Origin of the sequence: Streptomyces sp. 891-h, from assembly GCF_022760275.1 — a bacterium.
In the GTDB taxonomy this organism is placed as follows: Bacteria; Actinomycetota; Actinomycetes; order Streptomycetales; family Streptomycetaceae; genus Streptomyces; species Streptomyces spirodelae.
Genome location: NZ_CP050693.1, coordinates 2,211,732 through 2,228,766 on the forward strand (window position 1 = coordinate 2,211,732; position 17,035 = coordinate 2,228,766).

General features: G+C 70.8%; 14 protein-coding genes, 1 pseudogene and 1 riboswitch. Of the genes and pseudogenes, 8 read left to right on the forward strand and 7 right to left on the reverse strand.

All coding sequences use genetic code 11. From position 1 onward, the window contains the following. Nucleotides 1-63: 63 nt before the first annotated feature. From HC362_RS09280 to HC362_RS09295, 4 genes are all read right to left on the reverse strand, one after another. Nucleotides 64-1,815, reverse strand: a complete 1,752-nt coding sequence (locus HC362_RS09280) for an ABC transporter substrate-binding protein (RefSeq protein ID WP_243083412.1) — start codon at nucleotides 1,813-1,815, stop codon at nucleotides 64-66. A gap of 68 nt (nucleotides 1,816-1,883) precedes the next feature. Beyond that, nucleotides 1,884-2,882 (reverse strand): ABC transporter permease, encoded by a 999-nt coding sequence (locus HC362_RS09285; protein ID WP_243083413.1) that lies wholly within the window; start codon nucleotides 2,880-2,882, stop codon nucleotides 1,884-1,886. A gap of 384 nt (nucleotides 2,883-3,266) precedes the next feature. After that, nucleotides 3,267-4,058 carry an enhanced serine sensitivity protein SseB C-terminal domain-containing protein gene (locus tag HC362_RS09290; protein ID WP_243083414.1) on the reverse strand — a complete coding sequence of 264 codons (792 nt, stop codon included), beginning with the start codon at nucleotides 4,056-4,058 and terminating at the stop codon, nucleotides 3,267-3,269. A 117-nt stretch (nucleotides 4,059-4,175) separates the two neighbouring features. Next, the gene (locus HC362_RS09295; protein WP_243083415.1) at nucleotides 4,176-4,979 is read right to left on the reverse strand and encodes an enhanced serine sensitivity protein SseB C-terminal domain-containing protein; all 804 of its coding nucleotides are present in this window, start codon (nucleotides 4,977-4,979) and stop codon (nucleotides 4,176-4,178) included. 165 nt (nucleotides 4,980-5,144) lie between these two features. Here HC362_RS09295 and HC362_RS09300 point away from each other — a divergent pair, with 165 nt between their 5' ends. After that, nucleotides 5,145-5,921 (forward strand): hypothetical protein, encoded by a 777-nt coding sequence (locus HC362_RS09300; RefSeq protein ID WP_243083416.1) that lies wholly within the window; start codon nucleotides 5,145-5,147, stop codon nucleotides 5,919-5,921. A 187-nt stretch (nucleotides 5,922-6,108) separates the two neighbouring features. Here HC362_RS09300 and HC362_RS09305 read toward each other — a convergent pair. Beyond that, nucleotides 6,109-6,639, reverse strand: a pseudogene (locus tag HC362_RS09305) (AAA family ATPase); the annotation flags it as partial. A 261-nt stretch (nucleotides 6,640-6,900) separates the two neighbouring features. Further along, nucleotides 6,901-7,022, forward strand: a riboswitch (glycine riboswitch). 182 nt (nucleotides 7,023-7,204) lie between these two features. On the opposite strand from HC362_RS09305, the gene gcvT reads away from it, so the two are divergent. The 7 genes from gcvT (at nucleotide 7,205) to HC362_RS09340 (ending at nucleotide 14,173) form a co-directional block, all read left to right on the forward strand. Continuing rightward, entirely contained in the window at nucleotides 7,205-8,359 is a 1,155-nt protein-coding gene (gene gcvT / locus HC362_RS09310) for a glycine cleavage system aminomethyltransferase GcvT (protein WP_243083417.1), read from the forward strand. A gap of 140 nt (nucleotides 8,360-8,499) precedes the next feature. Next, nucleotides 8,500-8,880 (forward strand): glycine cleavage system protein GcvH, encoded by a 381-nt coding sequence (gene gcvH / locus HC362_RS09315; RefSeq protein ID WP_243083418.1) that lies wholly within the window; start codon nucleotides 8,500-8,502, stop codon nucleotides 8,878-8,880. Between the two features lie 127 nt (nucleotides 8,881-9,007). Further along, entirely contained in the window at nucleotides 9,008-10,282 is a 1,275-nt protein-coding gene (glyA, locus tag HC362_RS09320; RefSeq protein WP_243083419.1) for a serine hydroxymethyltransferase, read from the forward strand. Between the two features lie 124 nt (nucleotides 10,283-10,406). Beyond that, nucleotides 10,407-11,789 carry an L-serine ammonia-lyase gene (locus HC362_RS09325; RefSeq protein ID WP_243083420.1) on the forward strand — a complete coding sequence of 461 codons (1,383 nt, stop codon included), beginning with the start codon at nucleotides 10,407-10,409 and terminating at the stop codon, nucleotides 11,787-11,789. A gap of 91 nt (nucleotides 11,790-11,880) precedes the next feature. Continuing rightward, nucleotides 11,881-12,852: a sigma-70 family RNA polymerase sigma factor gene (locus HC362_RS09330; protein WP_243083421.1), complete on the forward strand. Its 972-nt coding sequence runs from the start codon at nucleotides 11,881-11,883 to the stop codon at nucleotides 12,850-12,852. An 83-nt stretch (nucleotides 12,853-12,935) separates the two neighbouring features. After that, entirely contained in the window at nucleotides 12,936-13,706 is a 771-nt protein-coding gene (locus tag HC362_RS09335; RefSeq protein ID WP_243083422.1) for an NAD(P)H-binding protein, read from the forward strand. Next, the gene (locus HC362_RS09340) at nucleotides 13,703-14,173 is read left to right on the forward strand and encodes a hypothetical protein (protein ID WP_243083423.1); all 471 of its coding nucleotides are present in this window, start codon (nucleotides 13,703-13,705) and stop codon (nucleotides 14,171-14,173) included. Before HC362_RS09335 ends, HC362_RS09340 begins: the two co-directional genes overlap by 4 nt. A gap of 137 nt (nucleotides 14,174-14,310) precedes the next feature. On the opposite strand, the gene HC362_RS09345 is transcribed toward HC362_RS09340, so the two are convergent. Both HC362_RS09345 and HC362_RS09350 read right to left on the reverse strand, forming a co-directional pair. Further along, entirely contained in the window at nucleotides 14,311-15,153 is an 843-nt protein-coding gene (locus HC362_RS09345) for a potassium channel family protein (protein WP_243083424.1), read from the reverse strand. A gap of 77 nt (nucleotides 15,154-15,230) precedes the next feature. Continuing rightward, entirely contained in the window at nucleotides 15,231-16,973 is a 1,743-nt protein-coding gene (locus HC362_RS09350) for a glycosyltransferase family 2 protein (protein ID WP_243083425.1), read from the reverse strand. Nucleotides 16,974-17,035 lie beyond the last annotated feature (62 nt).

Here is a 17,035-nt window from a genome sequence, read left to right on the forward strand (position 1 = left end):
GCGGGTGGCGCCGTCAGATGGTGATATCGGTGGCGAACTTCGATGAACCAGTGACCATGAGGGTCACTTGACGCCGAGGGACGCGAAGTCGTACCAGCCGCTGAAGGAGTCGGCCGAGTAGACGTTGGTGAGCCGGTCGGAACGCCACTGGACAACCTTCAGGTAGGTCAGCGGGAGGTAGTAACCGCCCTTCATCACCTCGTGGTTGACCTCGCCGTACATCTTGGCGGCCTTCTCCGGGTCGAGCTCGGCGATCGCGTCCTCGAGACCCTTGTCGATCTTCGGGTCGTCGATCAGCGCGTAGTTGTTGTTGCCGTTGTCACGGATCTTGGAGCTGTGCCACAGCTCGATGCCGTAGCCCTGGCCGCTGGGGAAGTCCGGGCCCCAGCCGTAGAGGACCATGCCGTAGCCCTTGCGCTTGACCGTGGCCTGGTTGCCGACGATCGAGGAGCCCTGGGCGCCGTCGAACTCGTCGATCTCGACCTTGATGCCGACCTTCTTCAGCGAGGCCTGGAGCGCCTCGGCGGACTTCACATCGGCCTTGTCGGTGTTGCGCACGGCCAGCGTGGTGCTGAAGCCGTTCGGCTTACCGCACTTCTTGAGCTCTTCCTTGGCCTTGGCGACGTCGGCCTTTCCGCCGTTCTTGCGGATGCCGTACTGGTCGTCGTTCGGGTCCTGGCCCGGCACGGTGGGCGGCAGCATGTTGACGGCCAGCTCGCCACCGGCGGTCGGGCCACCGCGCGCGGTCTGCACGGACTTGTGGTCGGCGCCGTAGATGGCGGCCTTGCGGCAGTGGATGTTGTCGAACGGCTTCACGCTCTGCGGGAAGGCCACATACGAGATGAAGCCGGTCTGCGGGTTGTCGACATTGCCCTTGTGCTGCTTGAGGGCTGTCTGCCGGCCCTGGACCTCCATGCCGCGCTGGTTCAGGTCGAGGTCGGCGTCACCGTTGATCAGGCGCTTGTCGCGCTCGTCGGGGTTGGTGAGCAGCGTGACCTTGATCTTGTCAGGCAGCGCCTTGCGCAGCGGGTCGCTGGTGCGGTCCCAGTGCTTGTTGCGCACCAGGAGCAGCGACTTGTTCGGGGTGTACGACTTGAACTTGTACGGACCCGAGGAGAAGGGGTGCAGGGTGTACTTGGACTTGGTGTCCTTGTCCTCGCGCACCGGCGAGTTGGTCGGCATCGCCAGCATCTGCTCGAAGTCACCGTTGGGCTTGGGCAGATGGAACTCGATGGTCTTCTTGTCGGGCGTCTTGATGCCGTCGAAGCCGCCCTTGTCCTCGTAGGGACCCTTCCACTTGCCGTCCGGGTCCAGGACGTCCTTGATGTAGGTGGGGCCGCCGGAGAGGGTCTTCTGCGCCCACTGGCGCTCGATCCCGTACTTGACGTCCTGGGAGGTGATCGGCTTGCCGTCCTCCCACTTCAGGCCGTCCTTCAGGGTGTACTTGTAGACCTTGCCGTCCTCGGATATCTGGGCGTTGTCGGTCGCCAGGTCCGGCTTCAGGTCAAGGCTCTTCTTGCCCGGCTTGGGGCTGTAGCTCACCAGCTGACGGCTGTAGAAACGGGCGAAGTCGAAGACGAAGCCGTAGTACATCCGGGTGGTGTCCCAGGAGTCGGCGTCCTGCACGCCGACGAACTTCAGCGTGCCGCCCTTTTTGTTCGAGGCGTTGGCGACCTTGTTGACGCCCGCGTTGTACTCGCCGCCGCCCTCGCTGTCGCTGTCGCCCCCGCCGCAGGCCGTGGTGGCCAGCAGCGTGGCGGCGGCGACGGCCGAGAGCGCGGCCAATCGGCGCCTCGATGTGCGTAGGGTTGTCACGTCTCGCAACCTCCGTGGTAGGTCACGGCCCGCACGAGCTGCGCTGAGCCGGGGTCTGGGATGGGGGATCAACGGGTGCCCTTCGGGTCCAGTGCGTCGCGGACGCCGTCGCCGAAGAGGTTGAAGGCGAGCACCGTGATGAAGATGGCGACGCCGGGAATGATCATGTACATCGGGTCGGACTCGTAGAACGACACGGCGTCCGAGAGCATCGAGCCCCACGAGGCGGTCGGGGGCTTGACGCCCACGCCGAGGAAGCTGAGGGCCGCCTCGGTGAGGATGTTGGTCGGGATCATCAGCGTCATGTAGACGGTGATCGGCGCGACGAGGTTGGGCAGCAGCTCCTTGCTGATGATGTAGCCGCGCCCCGCGCCCAGGCTGCGCGCCGCCTCGATGTATTCGCGTTCGCGCAGCGAGAGCACCTGGCCGCGCACGATGCGGCCGATGTAGGGCCAGCCGAAGAAGCCGATGACCAGGATCATCACCAGCAGCCGCACGCCTGTGCCGCTCAGCCCGAGCAGGTCGTTCGGCATGACGGAGATCAGGGAGATGATGAACAGCAGCTGCGGGAAGGCCAGCAGCATGTCCATCACGCGGCTGATCAGCGCGTCGAGCCAGCCGCCGAAGTAACCGGCCAGCGTGCCGAGAATGGTGCCGAAGATGACGGCGACGAAGGCCGAGAGGAAGCCGACGAGGATCGAGACGCGCGCCCCGTAGACGATGCGGGTGAGGATGTCGCGGCCGCTGACCGGCTCGACGCCCAGCAGATGGTCGCCGGAGATGCCGCCCAGCGCGCCCTTGGGGGTGCTGAAGAGCGGGTCGATCAGATCTTCGTGCCGCTCGTTCGGAGACTGTCCGGTCAGCGCCGCGATCACCGGCGCGAAGATCGCGACCAGGATGAGCAGCAGCACGATGCTGCCACCGATCAGCGCCACCTTGTCACGCTTGAGCCGCTCCCAGGCGATCCGGCCGAGTGAGCGGCCCTCGATCGCCTTCTCGGCCTTCTTCAGGGCCGGCTCCACGACCGCGCTGTCTGCGGCCGTTTCCTCGTGCAGTGGTGCCGTCATCGTGTTGGGGACCCCTTCTCGACCGGCAGTTGACCAGTCCACGCACACCGCTGTAGCGGTCAAAATTCTGAAGACGTTCGCAAGCCGTTTTGGCGGTAGGCCGAACTGTGGCCTCCTGGTGGCTTATGGCTCGGGAGTCTTCATCGCGCTTCCGATCAGTCGCCAGACCTCCCGGGGAAAGGATGCGCAACTGTGATGTGACGCGTCATGTTCCGTTATGCGGACGGATGTTGACGTTGAGCGGTGTGAAGCCCGCGATTTTGTCCGGATCTGGACCGTCTGGAGCACCGGAAAAACGTCCGGAATGCGGTCTGGTCCAGACCGGTTTCCGCCCTGGTCCAGACCGGTTTGCCCGCCGGTTCCGACCAGGGGTCCTGGCCTGATTCAGAAGGGGCGCGGGTAGCCGTAACCGAAGCCGGGCGCCGGCTGACGGGACGCGTCGTAGGCCGCTGGAGCCCGCACGTCCCGGTCGAAGAATGGCCGGGACTGGCTGCGCATCCACATCGCCACCGGGTCGTAGTCGTCCGCCATGGCGACGCTGGAGACCGGCAGCCCGTCCGGCACCGCGGTGACCGACTGGGCCATCATCCGCCGGGCGGCCTCGACGGACGCCGGAGAGCTGTCGTAGAGGTCCAGCCCGACGGCGAGATACGGGACGCCCAGCGCGGGCCGCACCCAGGCGCGGCGCAGCGACCGGACGGCGGGCGTGTGGTGTGCGTTCTGCGTCAGCAGCGCATAGAACTGCGGGATGTCCAGCGTCGGCTCGCTGATCCGCAGGGGCCCGGCGGGCAGCTGGTCGAGGCCGACCGCGATCCGCCGCAGATCCAGCCAGGGGATGCCCACACCGCCGCCGGGGGCGTGCGGATTCAGCCAGATCCCCCAGCGGTCGGGGAAGAGCGCAGCGGCGATGTCCCGGCCGCCGATCACCTCGTGCGCGCGGTTCCAGCCCGAGGACGCCAACTCCTGGGCCGAGGTCACACAGGGCGCGTAGCCGTACCCGGCCACTTCCATGTTGCCGTACTGCGCGTCGGGGGAACCGGCCTGGCCGTTCCACAGCAGCATCCACACCTGGCTGCCCGCGAGCGCCTGGAGCAGAGCTTCGTAGTTCTGGTAGGTGTCGTACGCGCCGGGCGACACCCGTCGCAGGAGCTGTTCGACGCTTCCACCCGCGCTCACCTGGGCCGCCCTTCCCACACTGCCGCCGTTCCTGCCCGACTCGTCACCCCACACCGCTATCCAACCAGCTTAAGAGCGGCCCGGACATCGGTACTCGTACTCAGCTCGGCTGCGTGCTCAGGAGGGGGTCTCGCGGGTGTAGAAGGGGCGTACGCACTGCCGCATCCAGTCCACCACCGGGTCGTCGGCCGCGTCGAGCAGCACCATCTGCACCGGCCAGCGCACCTGTGCCACGTTCAGCGCCCTGCCCAGCGCGTCGTGTGCCGCCTGCCGGGTCTCGGGGTCCAGCAGGTCCAGCTCCATCCCGATGAACAGCGCTGGCGGATCGCCCTCCATGCTGGCGAGCCCCCGCCGGGCCGTCCGTACGGCCGGCAGCGCGGCCAGCTCGGCCGAGGCCGCGGCCAGGAAGGAGAGCGGGTCGTCCTGCCAGTCCGGCTCGAACAGCCGTACCCGTGCGCCCCGCGCCACACCGGCTGCCGCCTGCTCGGCCGGGGTGTTGGCACACAGCTCCGCGACGGCCTCTGCGGGCAGCGGCACGCCCACCGTGCCCTCCGGGTTCACGGCGATACCCACTCCCGGGGGAAGACCGCGGGCGAACTCCCTGGCCGGAGCGATGGTGAAGGACATGTGCGAGCCGACGACGCTGAGGAACTGCTCCTCGGAGCTGAAGACCGGCACATAGACGGCGCCGTCCAACTCCATGGTGGGCAGGTCCAGTTCCCGGCTCTGCCGACTGCCGCCCTCCGGAAGCGGGACCCATACGCTGCTGCGGCCCAGCACCTCCAGCAGCCGGGCGCCAGCGTGCGGCACCTGGACCGAGGCGGCCAGGGCTTCCTCCAGCTCGTTGCCGGGCCAGCCGCCCCCGTGCCCGGGCCCGAAGTGCTGCGGCTGCTGCGGCTGGGGCTGCGAGGGAACTGTCATACGGACAAGCCTATCCATGCTCTCCGCGCACGGTTCTTCGAGGGAGCACCGGCGCACGGGGTTCACCACGTCCGGCGACGCTCCGGTTGCATCAGCTCCTCATCGCCCGAAAAGTGGTTTGCGTCCCATTTCGTGCCATCCGGCACGCTCACTGGAGGAGAGCACATGCGCGTGAACAGAATCAGCGCCACCGCCGTCACCGTCTCCCTGGCCGGCTCGCTCGCCATCGGCGCGGCGGGTGCGGTCTCTGCCGCGGCCTCCTCGCTGCCCGCGGACCACACGCCCGGACACCGGCCCGGAGTCCATCAACCCGCCGACAACGACACCGGGACGGAGCACGGCAAGCCCGAGCCGTCCGGGGCCGACGGCGCCAAGGAGCAGAAGCCGGGTCAGGTACAGAAGCCCGGTCAGGCGCACAAGCCGGGTCAGGCCCACAAGCCCGGCCAGGCGCAGAAGCCGGGTCAGGCGCAGAAGCCCGCCGGGCCGCAGAAGCCGGCGAAGGGTCAGGAGAAGCCCGCGGGCCCTGAGGACGACCTCCTCGAACAGCACAAACCGGCCACGCAGCAAAAGCCCGCCCAGCCCAAGCCCGCAAAGCCCAAGCCCGTAAAGCCGGTCAAGCCGCAGTCGCACAAGCCCGAGCCGCAGCACCCCAAGGAGCAGAAGCCCGCAGGCCAGCAGCAGGCCGAGCCCGGTGACGCGCACAAGCCCGCACAGCAGCAGAAGCCTGCCCACCCCAAGCCCGCGAAGCCCGCGAAGCCCGCGCCCGGCAAGCCCGCACCCGCGAAGCCCGGCAAGCCGGCACCCGCGAAGCCCGGCAAGCCCGCCGGTCAGCACCCCGCGCAGGGGCAGGCGCACGGAAAGCCGGGCCAGGGCGCGGCGCCCCAGTCACCGGCGCTCCAGCCGCAGGCCCACAAGCCGCTCACCCCGGTCGGGGGACACTGATCCCGGGCGTCCTCTCAGCCTGGTCACTGGTGTCCCCCTCCGCGATCCCGTCGTCCCTCGCGGGCGGCGGGACCGCGTGCGTCGTCGGCCCGGCCCGCGCGGACGGCACGGTCGGCGTGAACGTCCGCGCGTGCGCCGGCCGCACATGCGTGGAGACCGCCATCGGCACGGAGTCGGGCAGCGCCTCGAAGCGCACGGACCGCAGCGTCTGGGCCGCGCCCCGGTCCAGCAGCACCGAGGAGACGCAGCCGCGCGGCAGCCGACCCGACTCGGCGGCGGCCCGCAGCCGGCGTACGGCACGCAGGTGGCGGCGGAAGGCGTAGGCGGACACCCGCCTGCCGCGGGCGCTCTGCCCGGCCAGCGCGTCCTCGGGTGCCACATCGAGCAGCAGCAGATGCAGCGACCTGCCGCGGCGCACCGCGTCCCGGGCCAGCCAGCGGCGCACCCAGCTCTGCGTACCGCAGTCGTGCACCACCACGGCGGCGCCGGAGCGGAGGGCCGCGCGCAGCCCCGCGTAGTGCGCCAGCCGTACCAGCGGCCGGTAGACGTCGTACGGCAGCCAGTGCGGCATCCGGCGCTCCCAGCGCTCTCTGGTGTCCTGGGAGTCGATACGGACCACGTCGCCGCACGCCGGGACCGCGGCTTTGATGAGGGTGGACTTGCCGCCGCCGGGCAGGCCGGAGACGACCACCACATCCCCTCTCCGATAGCACAGGGTCCGTACCGCCGCGGTACGGCGGAGGTCGTGGCGGATCACTGAGCGGGCCGAAGGGCCCGCCCGCGCGCTCCTCGGCCTTACGTCGGCACTGCACAGGCTGCCCAATGGATCTCCCCTCCGAGGGCGACGGCTCGGCCACCGCCTCCCCCCAGTATGTAAAGGAAAGGTAATGTGATTCAAGGCGAACAGCCCTCGCTCAGGGGCAGCCACGGCCCGCTCACCCGTGCGATGATGTGCGCACTCAACTCCATACCGGCCGTTCGAACCCGCGCGGGAGAGTCCCCGGCGGCGGCAGCAGTCATCGCACGTCAGCCGCACGCCGAGGCGCCGAAGGAGCAAGATCCTCCCTTGAATCTCTCAGGCCCCGTTACCGCGCAGGCTAGGCAGATCTGAAAAGCGGACCGTCGCGCCCACGCCCCGGCGCGGGCCGGTGGTCCCACCCAAGGTGCAAGCCGGGCTCCAGCCGTTCGGGAGCTGTCGGCGAACCTCTCAGGTTCCGATGACAGATGGGGAGGACATCCGCGTCATACCCCTTTGGGGACTCATTGGGACTCTGGGAGCCTGCATGACCGAGCCACCGGCCACCAGCAACAACGCCGCCCCGCGCAAGACCGCGCTGGACGCCACGCACCGCGCGCTGGGCGCCACCATGACCGACTTCGCGGGCTGGGACATGCCGCTTCGCTACGGCAGCGAGCGCGAGGAGCATCTGGCCGTCCGCTCCACCGCCGGCCTCTTCGACCTCTCCCATATGGGCGAGATCACCATCACCGGGCCGCAGGCCGGCGCGCTGCTGGACTACGCGCTGGTCGGCAATCTGTCCAAGCTCGCCGTCGGCCGCGCCCGCTACACGATGATCTGCGACGAGAACGGCGGCATCCTCGACGACCTGATCGTCTACCGGCTGGGTCAGCAGGACGAGCCGGAGTATCTGGTCGTCGCCAACGCGGCCAACGCGCAGACCGTCCTGGACGCGCTGGTCGAGCGGCAGGACGGCTACGGCGCCGAGGTGCGGGACGACCGCGACAAGTGCGCGCTGCTCGCCGTCCAGGGCCCGGCAGCCGCCGGCATCCTCAAGAAGCTGACCGGCTACGACGTCGACGGGCTGCGCTACTACGCGGGCGAGCGCGACATCGTCGCCGGCAAGCCCGCGCTCATCGCCCGGACGGGTTACACCGGCGAGGACGGGTTCGAACTGTTCGTCTCCCCCGACGACGCCGTCGCCGTCTGGGAGGCGCTGACGGAGGCCGGCAAGGACGCGAGCCTGGTGCCGTGCGGGCTCAGCTGCCGCGACACGCTCCGCCTGGAGGCGGGCATGCCGCTGTACGGGCACGAGCTGTCCACCTCGCTGACGCCCTTCGACGCCGGACTGGGCAGGATCGTCAAGTTCGAGAAGACGACGAACGAGGGCCGCTTCGTGGGGCGCGACGCGCTGGAGGCGGCCGCCGAACGCGCCGCGACCGCGCCGCCGCGCAAGCTGGTCGGGCTGATCGCCGAGGGGCGCCGGGTGCCGCGCGCCGGCTACCCCGTGGTGGCCGACGGCGCCACTGTGGGCGAGGTCACCTCCGGCGCGCCCTCCCCCACGCTGGGCAGGCCGATCGCCATGGCGTATGTCGACGCGGCGCACGCGGAGCCCGGGACGAAGGGGGTCACGGTCGACATCCGGGGCAGCCAAGAGCCGTACGAGGTGGTGGCGTTGCCCTTCTACAAGAGGGGCTGAGACCCGCCGCAAGGGGGCCCAAGATCCTCCACGAGAGGCGCCTGGCCCTCCCACCGCCGCCCGGGGCCGCGTTCGAGCCCCCCGTTCCACCTGCCAAGACCGTTTTCACTGCACCTTTCGCATCCGGGAGAATCAGAGTCATGAGCAACCCCCAGCAGCTCCGCTACAGCAAGGAGCACGAGTGGCTGTCGGACGCCGAGGACGGCGTCGCGACGGTCGGTATCACCGAGCACGCCGCCAATGCGCTCGGTGACGTGGTTTTCGTCCAGCTCCCCGAGGTCGGCGACACCGTCACAGCGGGCGAGACCTGTGGCGAGCTGGAGTCCACCAAGTCCGTCAGCGACCTCTACTCCCCGGCCTCCGGTGAGATCACCGAGGTCAACCAGGACGTGGTGGACGACCCGGCGCTGGTGAACTCCGCCCCGCTCGAGGGCGGCTGGCTGTTCAAGGTGAGGGTCTCCGAGGTGCCGGACGACCTGCTCTCGGCCGACGAGTACGCCGCTTTCGCCTCAGGCAGCTGAGGCGCCCGCCTCGGGTGACCGAGGCACGCCCCCGGACGAGCCGGCCCGCCCGCTCGTCCGGGGTCCGCCTCGGACCGCCCGAGGCCGCTTGCCCACTCCGCCGCCACTTGACAGGGACGGTTCTTCCATGTCGCTTCTCAACGGTTCTCTCCACGAGGTCGACCCCGACGTCGCCGCCGCCGTCGACGCCGAACTCCACCGCCAGCAGTCCACCCTCGAGATGATCGCCTCGGAGAACTTCGCTCCGGTCGCCTCCATGGAGGCCCAGGGGTCGGTCCTCACCAACAAGTACGCCGAGGGCTACCCCGGCCGCCGCTACTACGGCGGCTGCGAGTACGTCGACGTGATCGAGGACCTGGCCAGGGACCGGATCAAGGCGCTGTTCGGCGCCGAGGCCGCCAATGTGCAGCCGCACTCGGGCGCCCAGGCGAACGCGGCCGCGATGTTCGCGCTGCTCAAGCCGGGCGACACCATCCTGGGCCTGGACCTGGCGCACGGTGGGCACCTCACCCACGGCATGAAGATCAACTTCTCCGGCAAGCTGTACAACGTCGTCGCCTACAAGGTCGACGACGAGACCAGCCGGGTCGACATGGACGAGGTCGAGCGGCTGGCCAAGGAGCACCGCCCGCAGCTGATCATCGCGGGCTGGTCCGCCTACCCGCGCCAGCTCGACTTCGCGGCCTTCCGCCGGATCGCCGACGAGGTGGGCGCCTACCTGATGGTGGACATGGCGCACTTCGCCGGTCTCGTCGCCGCCGGGCTGCACCCCAGCCCGGTGCCGCACGCCGACGTCGTGACGACCACCACGCACAAGACCCTCGGCGGCCCGCGCGGTGGTGTGATCCTGTCCAAGAAGGAGCACGCCAAGAAGATCAACTCGGCGGTCTTCCCCGGCCAGCAGGGCGGCCCGCTGGAGCATGTGATCGCCGCCAAGGCCGTCGCCTTCAAGGTCGCCGCCAGCGACGACTTCAAGGACCGGCAGCAGCGCACGCTCTCCGGCGCACGCATCCTCGCCGAGCGCCTGCTGCGGCAGGACGCGGTCGACGCCGGGGTCTCCGTACTTTCCGGCGGCACGGATGTCCACCTGGTCCTGGTCGACCTGCGCAACAGCGAGCTGGACGGTCAGCAGGCCGAGGACCGGCTCCACGACATCGGCATCACCGTCAACCGCAACGCCGTACCCAACGACCCGCGGCCCCCGATGGTGACCTCGGGCCTGCGCATCGGCACGCCCGCGCTGGCCACCCGGGGCTTCCAGGACGAGGACTTCACCGAGGTCGCCGACATCATCGCCGAGGCCCTGCTGCCGGGCTTCGACGACGCCAAGGGCAAGACGCTCGCCGCGCGCGTCTCCGCGCTCGCCGAGAAGCACCCGCTGTACCCCACCCTGGGTAAGTAGGCGCCGCCCGCCGGAGGGGCCGCCCGGCCCCTCCGGCACCGGCGGCACCGCGCGGCAGCAGGACCCGCGCACCACGCCGCACCAAGAAATCGCACTCACGCCCGCGAGGGCATGGAGCCGCACCATGGCAATCTCGGTCTTCGACCTGTTCTCGATCGGCATCGGCCCCTCCAGCTCCCACACCGTGGGCCCGATGCGCGCCGCCCGGATGTTCGCGCGCCGGCTGAAGAACGAGGGCGCGCTGGCGCACACCGCCTCCGTGCGCGCCGAGCTGTTCGGCTCCCTCGGTGCGACCGGACACGGCCACGGCACGCCGAAGGCCGTGCTGCTGGGGCTGGAGGGCGAGTCCCCGCGCACCGTCGATGTGGAGACGGCGGACGACCGCGTGGCGCGCATCCGCCAGGAGGGCCGGCTGCGCCTCCTCGCCGCCGAGATAGGCGACACCCACGAGATCCCGTTCGACGAACGCACCCAGCTCGTCCTGCACCGGCGCCGCTCCCTGCCGTACCACGCCAACGGCATGACCCTCTTCGCCTACGACGAGACCGGCACCCCGCTGCTGGAGAAGACCTACTACTCGGTCGGCGGCGGCTTCGTCGTGGACGAGGACGCGGTGGGCGAGAACCGGATCAAGCTGGACGACACCGTACTGCGCCACCCCTTCCGCACCGGTGACGAACTGCTGCGTCTCACCCAGGAGACCGGTCTTTCGGTCTCCCGCCTCATGCTGGAGAACGAGAAGGCGTGGCGCACCGAGGACGAGATCCGCGCGGGCCTGCTGGAGATCTGGCAGGTGATGCGGGACTGCGTGGCACGCGGCCTGGCCCAGGAGGGCATCCTGCCCGGCGGTCTGAAGGTCCGCCGCCGCGCCGCCACTTCGGCACGCCAGCTACGCGCCGAGGGCCAGATGGAGGCGCACGCCATGGAGTGGACCACGCTCTACGCCATGGCCGTCAACGAGGAGAACGCGGCGGGCGGCCGCGTGGTGACCGCGCCGACCAACGGTGCGGCCGGCATCATCCCCGCCGTCCTGCACTACGCCCACCACTTCGTGCCCGGCACCGACGACGACGCCATCGTCCGCTTCCTGCTCGCCGCGGGCGCCATCGGCATGCTCTTCAAGCAGAACGCCTCCATCTCCGGCGCCGAGGTCGGCTGCCAGGGCGAGGTGGGCTCCGCCTGCTCCATGGCCGCAGGCGGCCTCGCCGAGATCCTCGGCGGCAGCCCGGAACAGGTCGAGAACGCCGCGGAGATCGGTATCGAGCACAACCTCGGCCTCACCTGCGACCCGGTGGGCGGCCTCGTCCAGATCCCCTGCATCGAGCGCAACGGCATGGCCGCCGTCAAGGCCGTCACGGCGGCCCGCATGTCGCTGCGCGGCGACGGCCGCCACCACGTCTCCCTCGACAAGGCCATCAAGACCATGCGCGACACGGGCGCCGACATGAAGGTCAAGTACAAGGAGACGGCCCGCGGCGGGCTCGCGGTGAACGTCATCGAGTGCTGAGCACGCCTGCTCTGACCGAGCGATTCGCGTCTCTACAGTGCTGTCACGTTTCAGTGCTGTCACGCATGAGGGCTGCTGGTTGGGTGGAGAGGTGCACGCTGAAGAAGCTGGTGGGAGCGAGGAGTTCGAGCGGCACCGCACGGCGCTGTTCGGCCTGGCCTACCGGATGCTGGGTTCGGCCGAGGAAGCAGAGGACATCGTCCAGGACACGTACCTTCGCTGGCACGACCGCGGAGGCGGGCACCGGCGCGGCGATGCCGAACCCGTCGCCGCGCCCCGCGCATGGCTGGCCAAGGTCGCCACGAACCTCTGCCTGAACCGCCTGACCTCGGCCCGCGCCCGGCGCGAACGCTACGCGGGCCCCTGGCTGCCCGAGCCGGTACCGACGGGCACCGGCGCCGGTCCCGACCAGGGACCGCTGGACCCGCTCGACACCGCCGAACGGCGGGACTCGGTCGCACTCGCCCTTCTCGTACTGCTCGAACGTCTCAACCCTGCGGAGCGCGCCGTCTTCGTCTTGCGCGAAGCCTTCGGCTACACCCACCGCGAGGTGGCCGAGGTCCTCGCCGTCTCGGAGGCGCACAGCCGCCAACTGCATCGCCGGGCCCGGCAACGGCTCGGGCAGGTGGCGGCGACGCGCCAGGTGGGGGCGGCCCGCCCCTCCGGCGAGACGGACCGTACGCGCGGTCGCGCGCTCGTCGCCCGCTTCCTCGCCGCCGCCGAACGAGGCGACCTCGCCGCCCTGGAGGAGACGCTCGCCGAGGACGTGACCGTGTGGGTGGACGGCGGAGGCCGGATACGCGCCGCCCGGCGCCCCGTCACAGGCCGCTCCCGGGTGGCGCACTACCTGGTGGGGGCCCGGCGGACGACGGACCTGGACCTCCGGATCACGATCTCGGAGATCAACGGAACCCCGGCCGGACTCGCGCTCGCGGGCTCCGCATTGGTCGCCGTCGTCGTCCCGGAAACGGCCCCCGACGGCCTGGTGCGCGCGGTACGCGTCATCGCCAGCCCCGAGAAGCTGCGTTTCGCCCAGAAGCGCCTGCCTCCCGTCACGGCCTGAAACTCTCCACAGGACCGTGTCACGTCCGCCGGTGCCGTCCGGTTCGTAACGGGTGATCCGACAACTCTCCCCGGAGGACACCCATGACGCACCAGATCCTCGTGACCGGCGGCACCGGCAGGCTGGGCCGCGCACTCGTTCCCCGGCTCCGCGCCTTTGGACATACCGTTCGTGTGCTGAGCCGCACAGCACACTCCGACCCCGGTGCTCTCCGCGGCGACCTGCTGACCGGAGAGGGGCTGGACGCGGCGCTCGACGGGACGGACACGGTCGTCCACTGCGCCACGACCAACGGGCGCCGCGACACGGACGCGATGCGCCACCTCGTCGAGGCGGCCCGACGGTGCCGCACAGCACCGCATCTGCTCCATGTCTCCATCGTCGGCATCGACCGCATCGGCCTTCCGTACTACCGCGCGAAGCAGGAGTGCGAGCGGATGCTCGAACGTTCGGGACTGCCGTGGACCGTGCAGCGCACGACTCAGTTCCACGACCTCGTCGCCTGGGTGTACGCCGCCCAGCGGCGGCTTCCCGTCCTCCTGGCGCCCGCCGGGGTCAGCCTCCAGCCCGTCGACACCCGCGACGTCGCCGACCGCCTCACCGCCCTCGTCGCAGCACCGCCCCGGAACGGGCGGGCCGAGGACATGGGCGGCCCCGAGGTCCGCACGGCCCGCGATCTCGCCCGCGTCTGGCTGCGGGCCCATGGCGGCCGGCACCGCCCGGTGCTGCCCGTACGCGTCCCGGGCGGCGCCTTCCGCGCCTACCGCGCGGGCGCCCACCTCGCCCCGGAACGCGCGGAGGGTCGCATCACCTTCGACGCGTACCTGAACGGCCGTCTGAGGGAGCACTCGTGAACTCCCGCCGGTGGCTCCGTGTGGGTCTCGCCTTCCTCGCCCTCGTGCAGGCGGGTGTCGGCGGCTGGGCGCTGCTCGCGCCCCGCTCGTTCTTCGCGATCCCCTGGGTGGGCATGGGGATGGCGTACAACTCCCACCTCATGGCGGACTACGGCGCGATGAGCCTGGCCACGTCGGTCGCGCTCGCCACCGCCGCCGTCGTACTCCGGCGGGACATGGTCCGCATGGCCCTGGCCGTGTACCTCACGTTCGCCGTCCCCCACCTGGTGATCCACATACGCCTGCTCCACCACCTCGCCCCGTCCCAGCGGACCCCGCTCCTGCTCGCCCTGACGATCGCCGTCGTCCTGCCCGCGGCGCTACTGGCACTGGCGACGCCGCGGCCTCCCGCGGAACGCGGCGGCCCGGCCCCTGGAGACGCCGAGGTCGCGGAGCACCGAACCGGGTCGGATCGACGTGGTGGTTGAGGAAGAAGCCGCCGGGCATCCACGCGGAGCGCACGGTGCCCTCCGCGAAAGGGCGCGGCGGGCTCGCGGTGAACGTCATCGAGTGCTGACCTGACCCCTCAGGGCCGGTGTGGCTCCTGTTCCCGGGCTGCTCCCCGTCATCCTCCTCGGCGGGCTGACGGGGCGCCCAGGTCCAGGCCTTCGTTGTCGGGGACTCCCGCGGCCGTGAGCAGGGCGCGCTGCTCCTCCAGCTGGCGCTGCTGGGCGCGGACGATCTCGGTGAGCTCGCGGATCTCCTGGCGGGTGGCCGTCTCCTGTTCGGCGCCGGCCGCCGAGACGCGTTCGATGAACCAGGAGGCGAGAGAGGCGGACACCACGCCCAGCACCGCGATGCCCGCGATCATCAGCAGTACGGCGACCAGCCGTCCGGTGGGCGTCACCGGGTAGTAGTCCCCGTAGCCGACCGTCGTCACGGTGGCGAAGGTCCACCAGACGGCGTCGGGGAAGCTCTCGATGGTGGCACCCTCGGCCCCGCGCTCGGCGTCCAGCACGGCCAGCGCGCCGCAGAGCATCAGCAGCCCGGTGGCTCCGGCCGCGTAGGTGGTCACCTGGCCCCGCAGGGTGACGGCGGCACGGCGGTTGAGGACGCTCATCACCGTCAGCAGACGCAGCATCCGCAGCGGCCGGAACACCGGCAGCACCACGGTGGCGAGCGCGAACAGATGGCTCTTGAAGTAGGCCCAGCGGTCGGTGGCGCGCACCAGCCTGACCACGTAGTCGAGGGCGAAGACCCCCCACGTGATCCAGCCGGCCCAGGCGCACGCGGCCCGCCAGCCGTGGCTCAGGTCCGGCTGGAGTATCGGCCAGGCGTAGGCCACCAGGAAGACCAGCACCGCGCCCGTCAGCACGACATCCACCGCCGAGAACCGCTGCGGCGGCTCCGGCGCCGCCTTGGCGGCCGCGAAGGTCTCCGGCTGAGAGGTCTCTGTGCGCTCGTCCATCACGGGCCGCACGATACAGAGCCCACCGGGCGGCCGGCTCGGCTCCCGCCCTCAGCTCCTTGCCTCGGCTCCGGGCCTCAGGTGCGGGCCGCCGTGCCGGCCTCCTGGCGCCGCCGGGGAGACGGCACCTGTCCGGCGGCGTGCCCGGCGTGCTCGCCGGTGGGCTCGGAGTGCCCGGACTGCTCGCCGGTGGGTTCCGGTACGTCGATGGTGTGGCCGGGCAGTGGCCGGGAGCTGCGCCAGCCGCCGCAGCCCACCTGGAAGCGCACGTCCCAGGTGCCGGCCTCCAGGCCGTGGCCGTGGTCGGCCGTGGCCGGGTCCACGGTGAACTCCGCCTCGAACCGCAGCGTGCACAGGTCCTGCGGAGTGCGATCGGGGCGGCGGCCGGGTCCCGGCAGCCGGGCGGCCAGCTTTGCGAAGAGGGCAGCCGGCCGCTCCCGTAGGGCTCTCGCCCACAGTCGTCGGGACGCTCCGCGCCTCTCGTGCTCCTCCTCCACCGGGACCTCGACCACCCGCCAGGTGGTGGGCAGGTTCAGTACGGTGCCGCCCTCACGGTGGCGCAGCTGACCGCGTACGTTGCTGCGCCGTACGGCCTTGGCGAAGTCGGCCCGGGCGGCGGCCTCCTGGACTGCGGCGACCCGCGGCGGCAGCCTCAGTACCCGGCGCTCGCCGTCCCGCAGGAAGGCGAGCGGTGCGGCCTTCCTGCCCTTTCCCCGTACCAGCAGTGCCGAGCAGCGGACCGTGAGCCGGCCGTCCTCCCGCCACCACGCCGACTCCACCCGGGGCCGGTGTGCGATGCCCGCCTCGAAGCGCGCCTGCTCCTCCAGCAGCGCGTGGTCGCCGTGCCGGGCGAGGGCGGCCACGATCCGCAGCCGGGTGGGCAGGGATGTGTCCGCCTCCGGCGGCAGTTCGGCGGCCAGCGCGCCGACGGCTTCGATCCACTCGGCCCGGCGCTCGGCCGGCTGGTCCAGCAGCCGCTTCCCGGCGATGCGGTCGAGCGCCTTCTTGCCGTACCACTTGGCGACCAGCCGGTTGCGGTGCCGGCCCGGCGGCACACAGGTGTCCGGCGCGTCGAGGACGGCCAGGACCCGCCGGATGCTCTCCACGTAGGGACCCGGTTCGATGGTCCGGTAGCTGACGTTGTGCCGGCCGTCGGTGTGCCGCACCCAGTGGTAGCAGGTGTAGTCGTGCACCGTGGCCACCCGGTCGGTGAGGAGGAAGGCGCGCAGCGTGAACATGTGGTCCTCCAGCCGCACCCTCCCCTCGGGGAAGCGCAGCCGGTGCTCGCGCAGAAAGGCGCGGCGGAAGAGCTTGTGCACCGTCATGGAGGCCAGCAGCGCGGGGTCGGTGCGCAGGTCGCAGGAGGTCATCGGTTTCTCGAACAGGGCGCGCGGCGCCCGCCGTCCGTGCCCGGCCATCCGCCCGATGACGATGTCGGCCCCGGTCTCCCGGGCGCGCGCGTACAACCGCTCCAGCGCCTCGGGGGCCAGGTAGTCGTCGTCGTCCACGTAGTGCACGAACTCGCCGCGTGCCAGATCCGTCCCGGTGTTGCGGGGGCGCCCGGGCCATCCGGAGTGCTCGGCACGGATCACGCGCGCCGTCGCCTCGGCGCCCTGCCGGGATATCTCGTCCTCCAGCAGCGCCACGGTGTCGTCGCTCGACTCGTCGTCCACGTAGATGACTTCGAACTCGGAGCGGGGCATGGTCTGCGCCAGGAAGGAGCGCAGCCCGGTGAGGACCGTCTTTCCGGTGTTGTACGTGGGGACGACGATGCTGACTTTGAGGGGCTCCTGGTGCGCGGGCGGTTCTGCGGTGTGCACTGCGGCGGCTTCCTCCGGTCGTCTGCGGCGTCCCGCCCGGGTGCCCCGCGGACCAGCTGTCA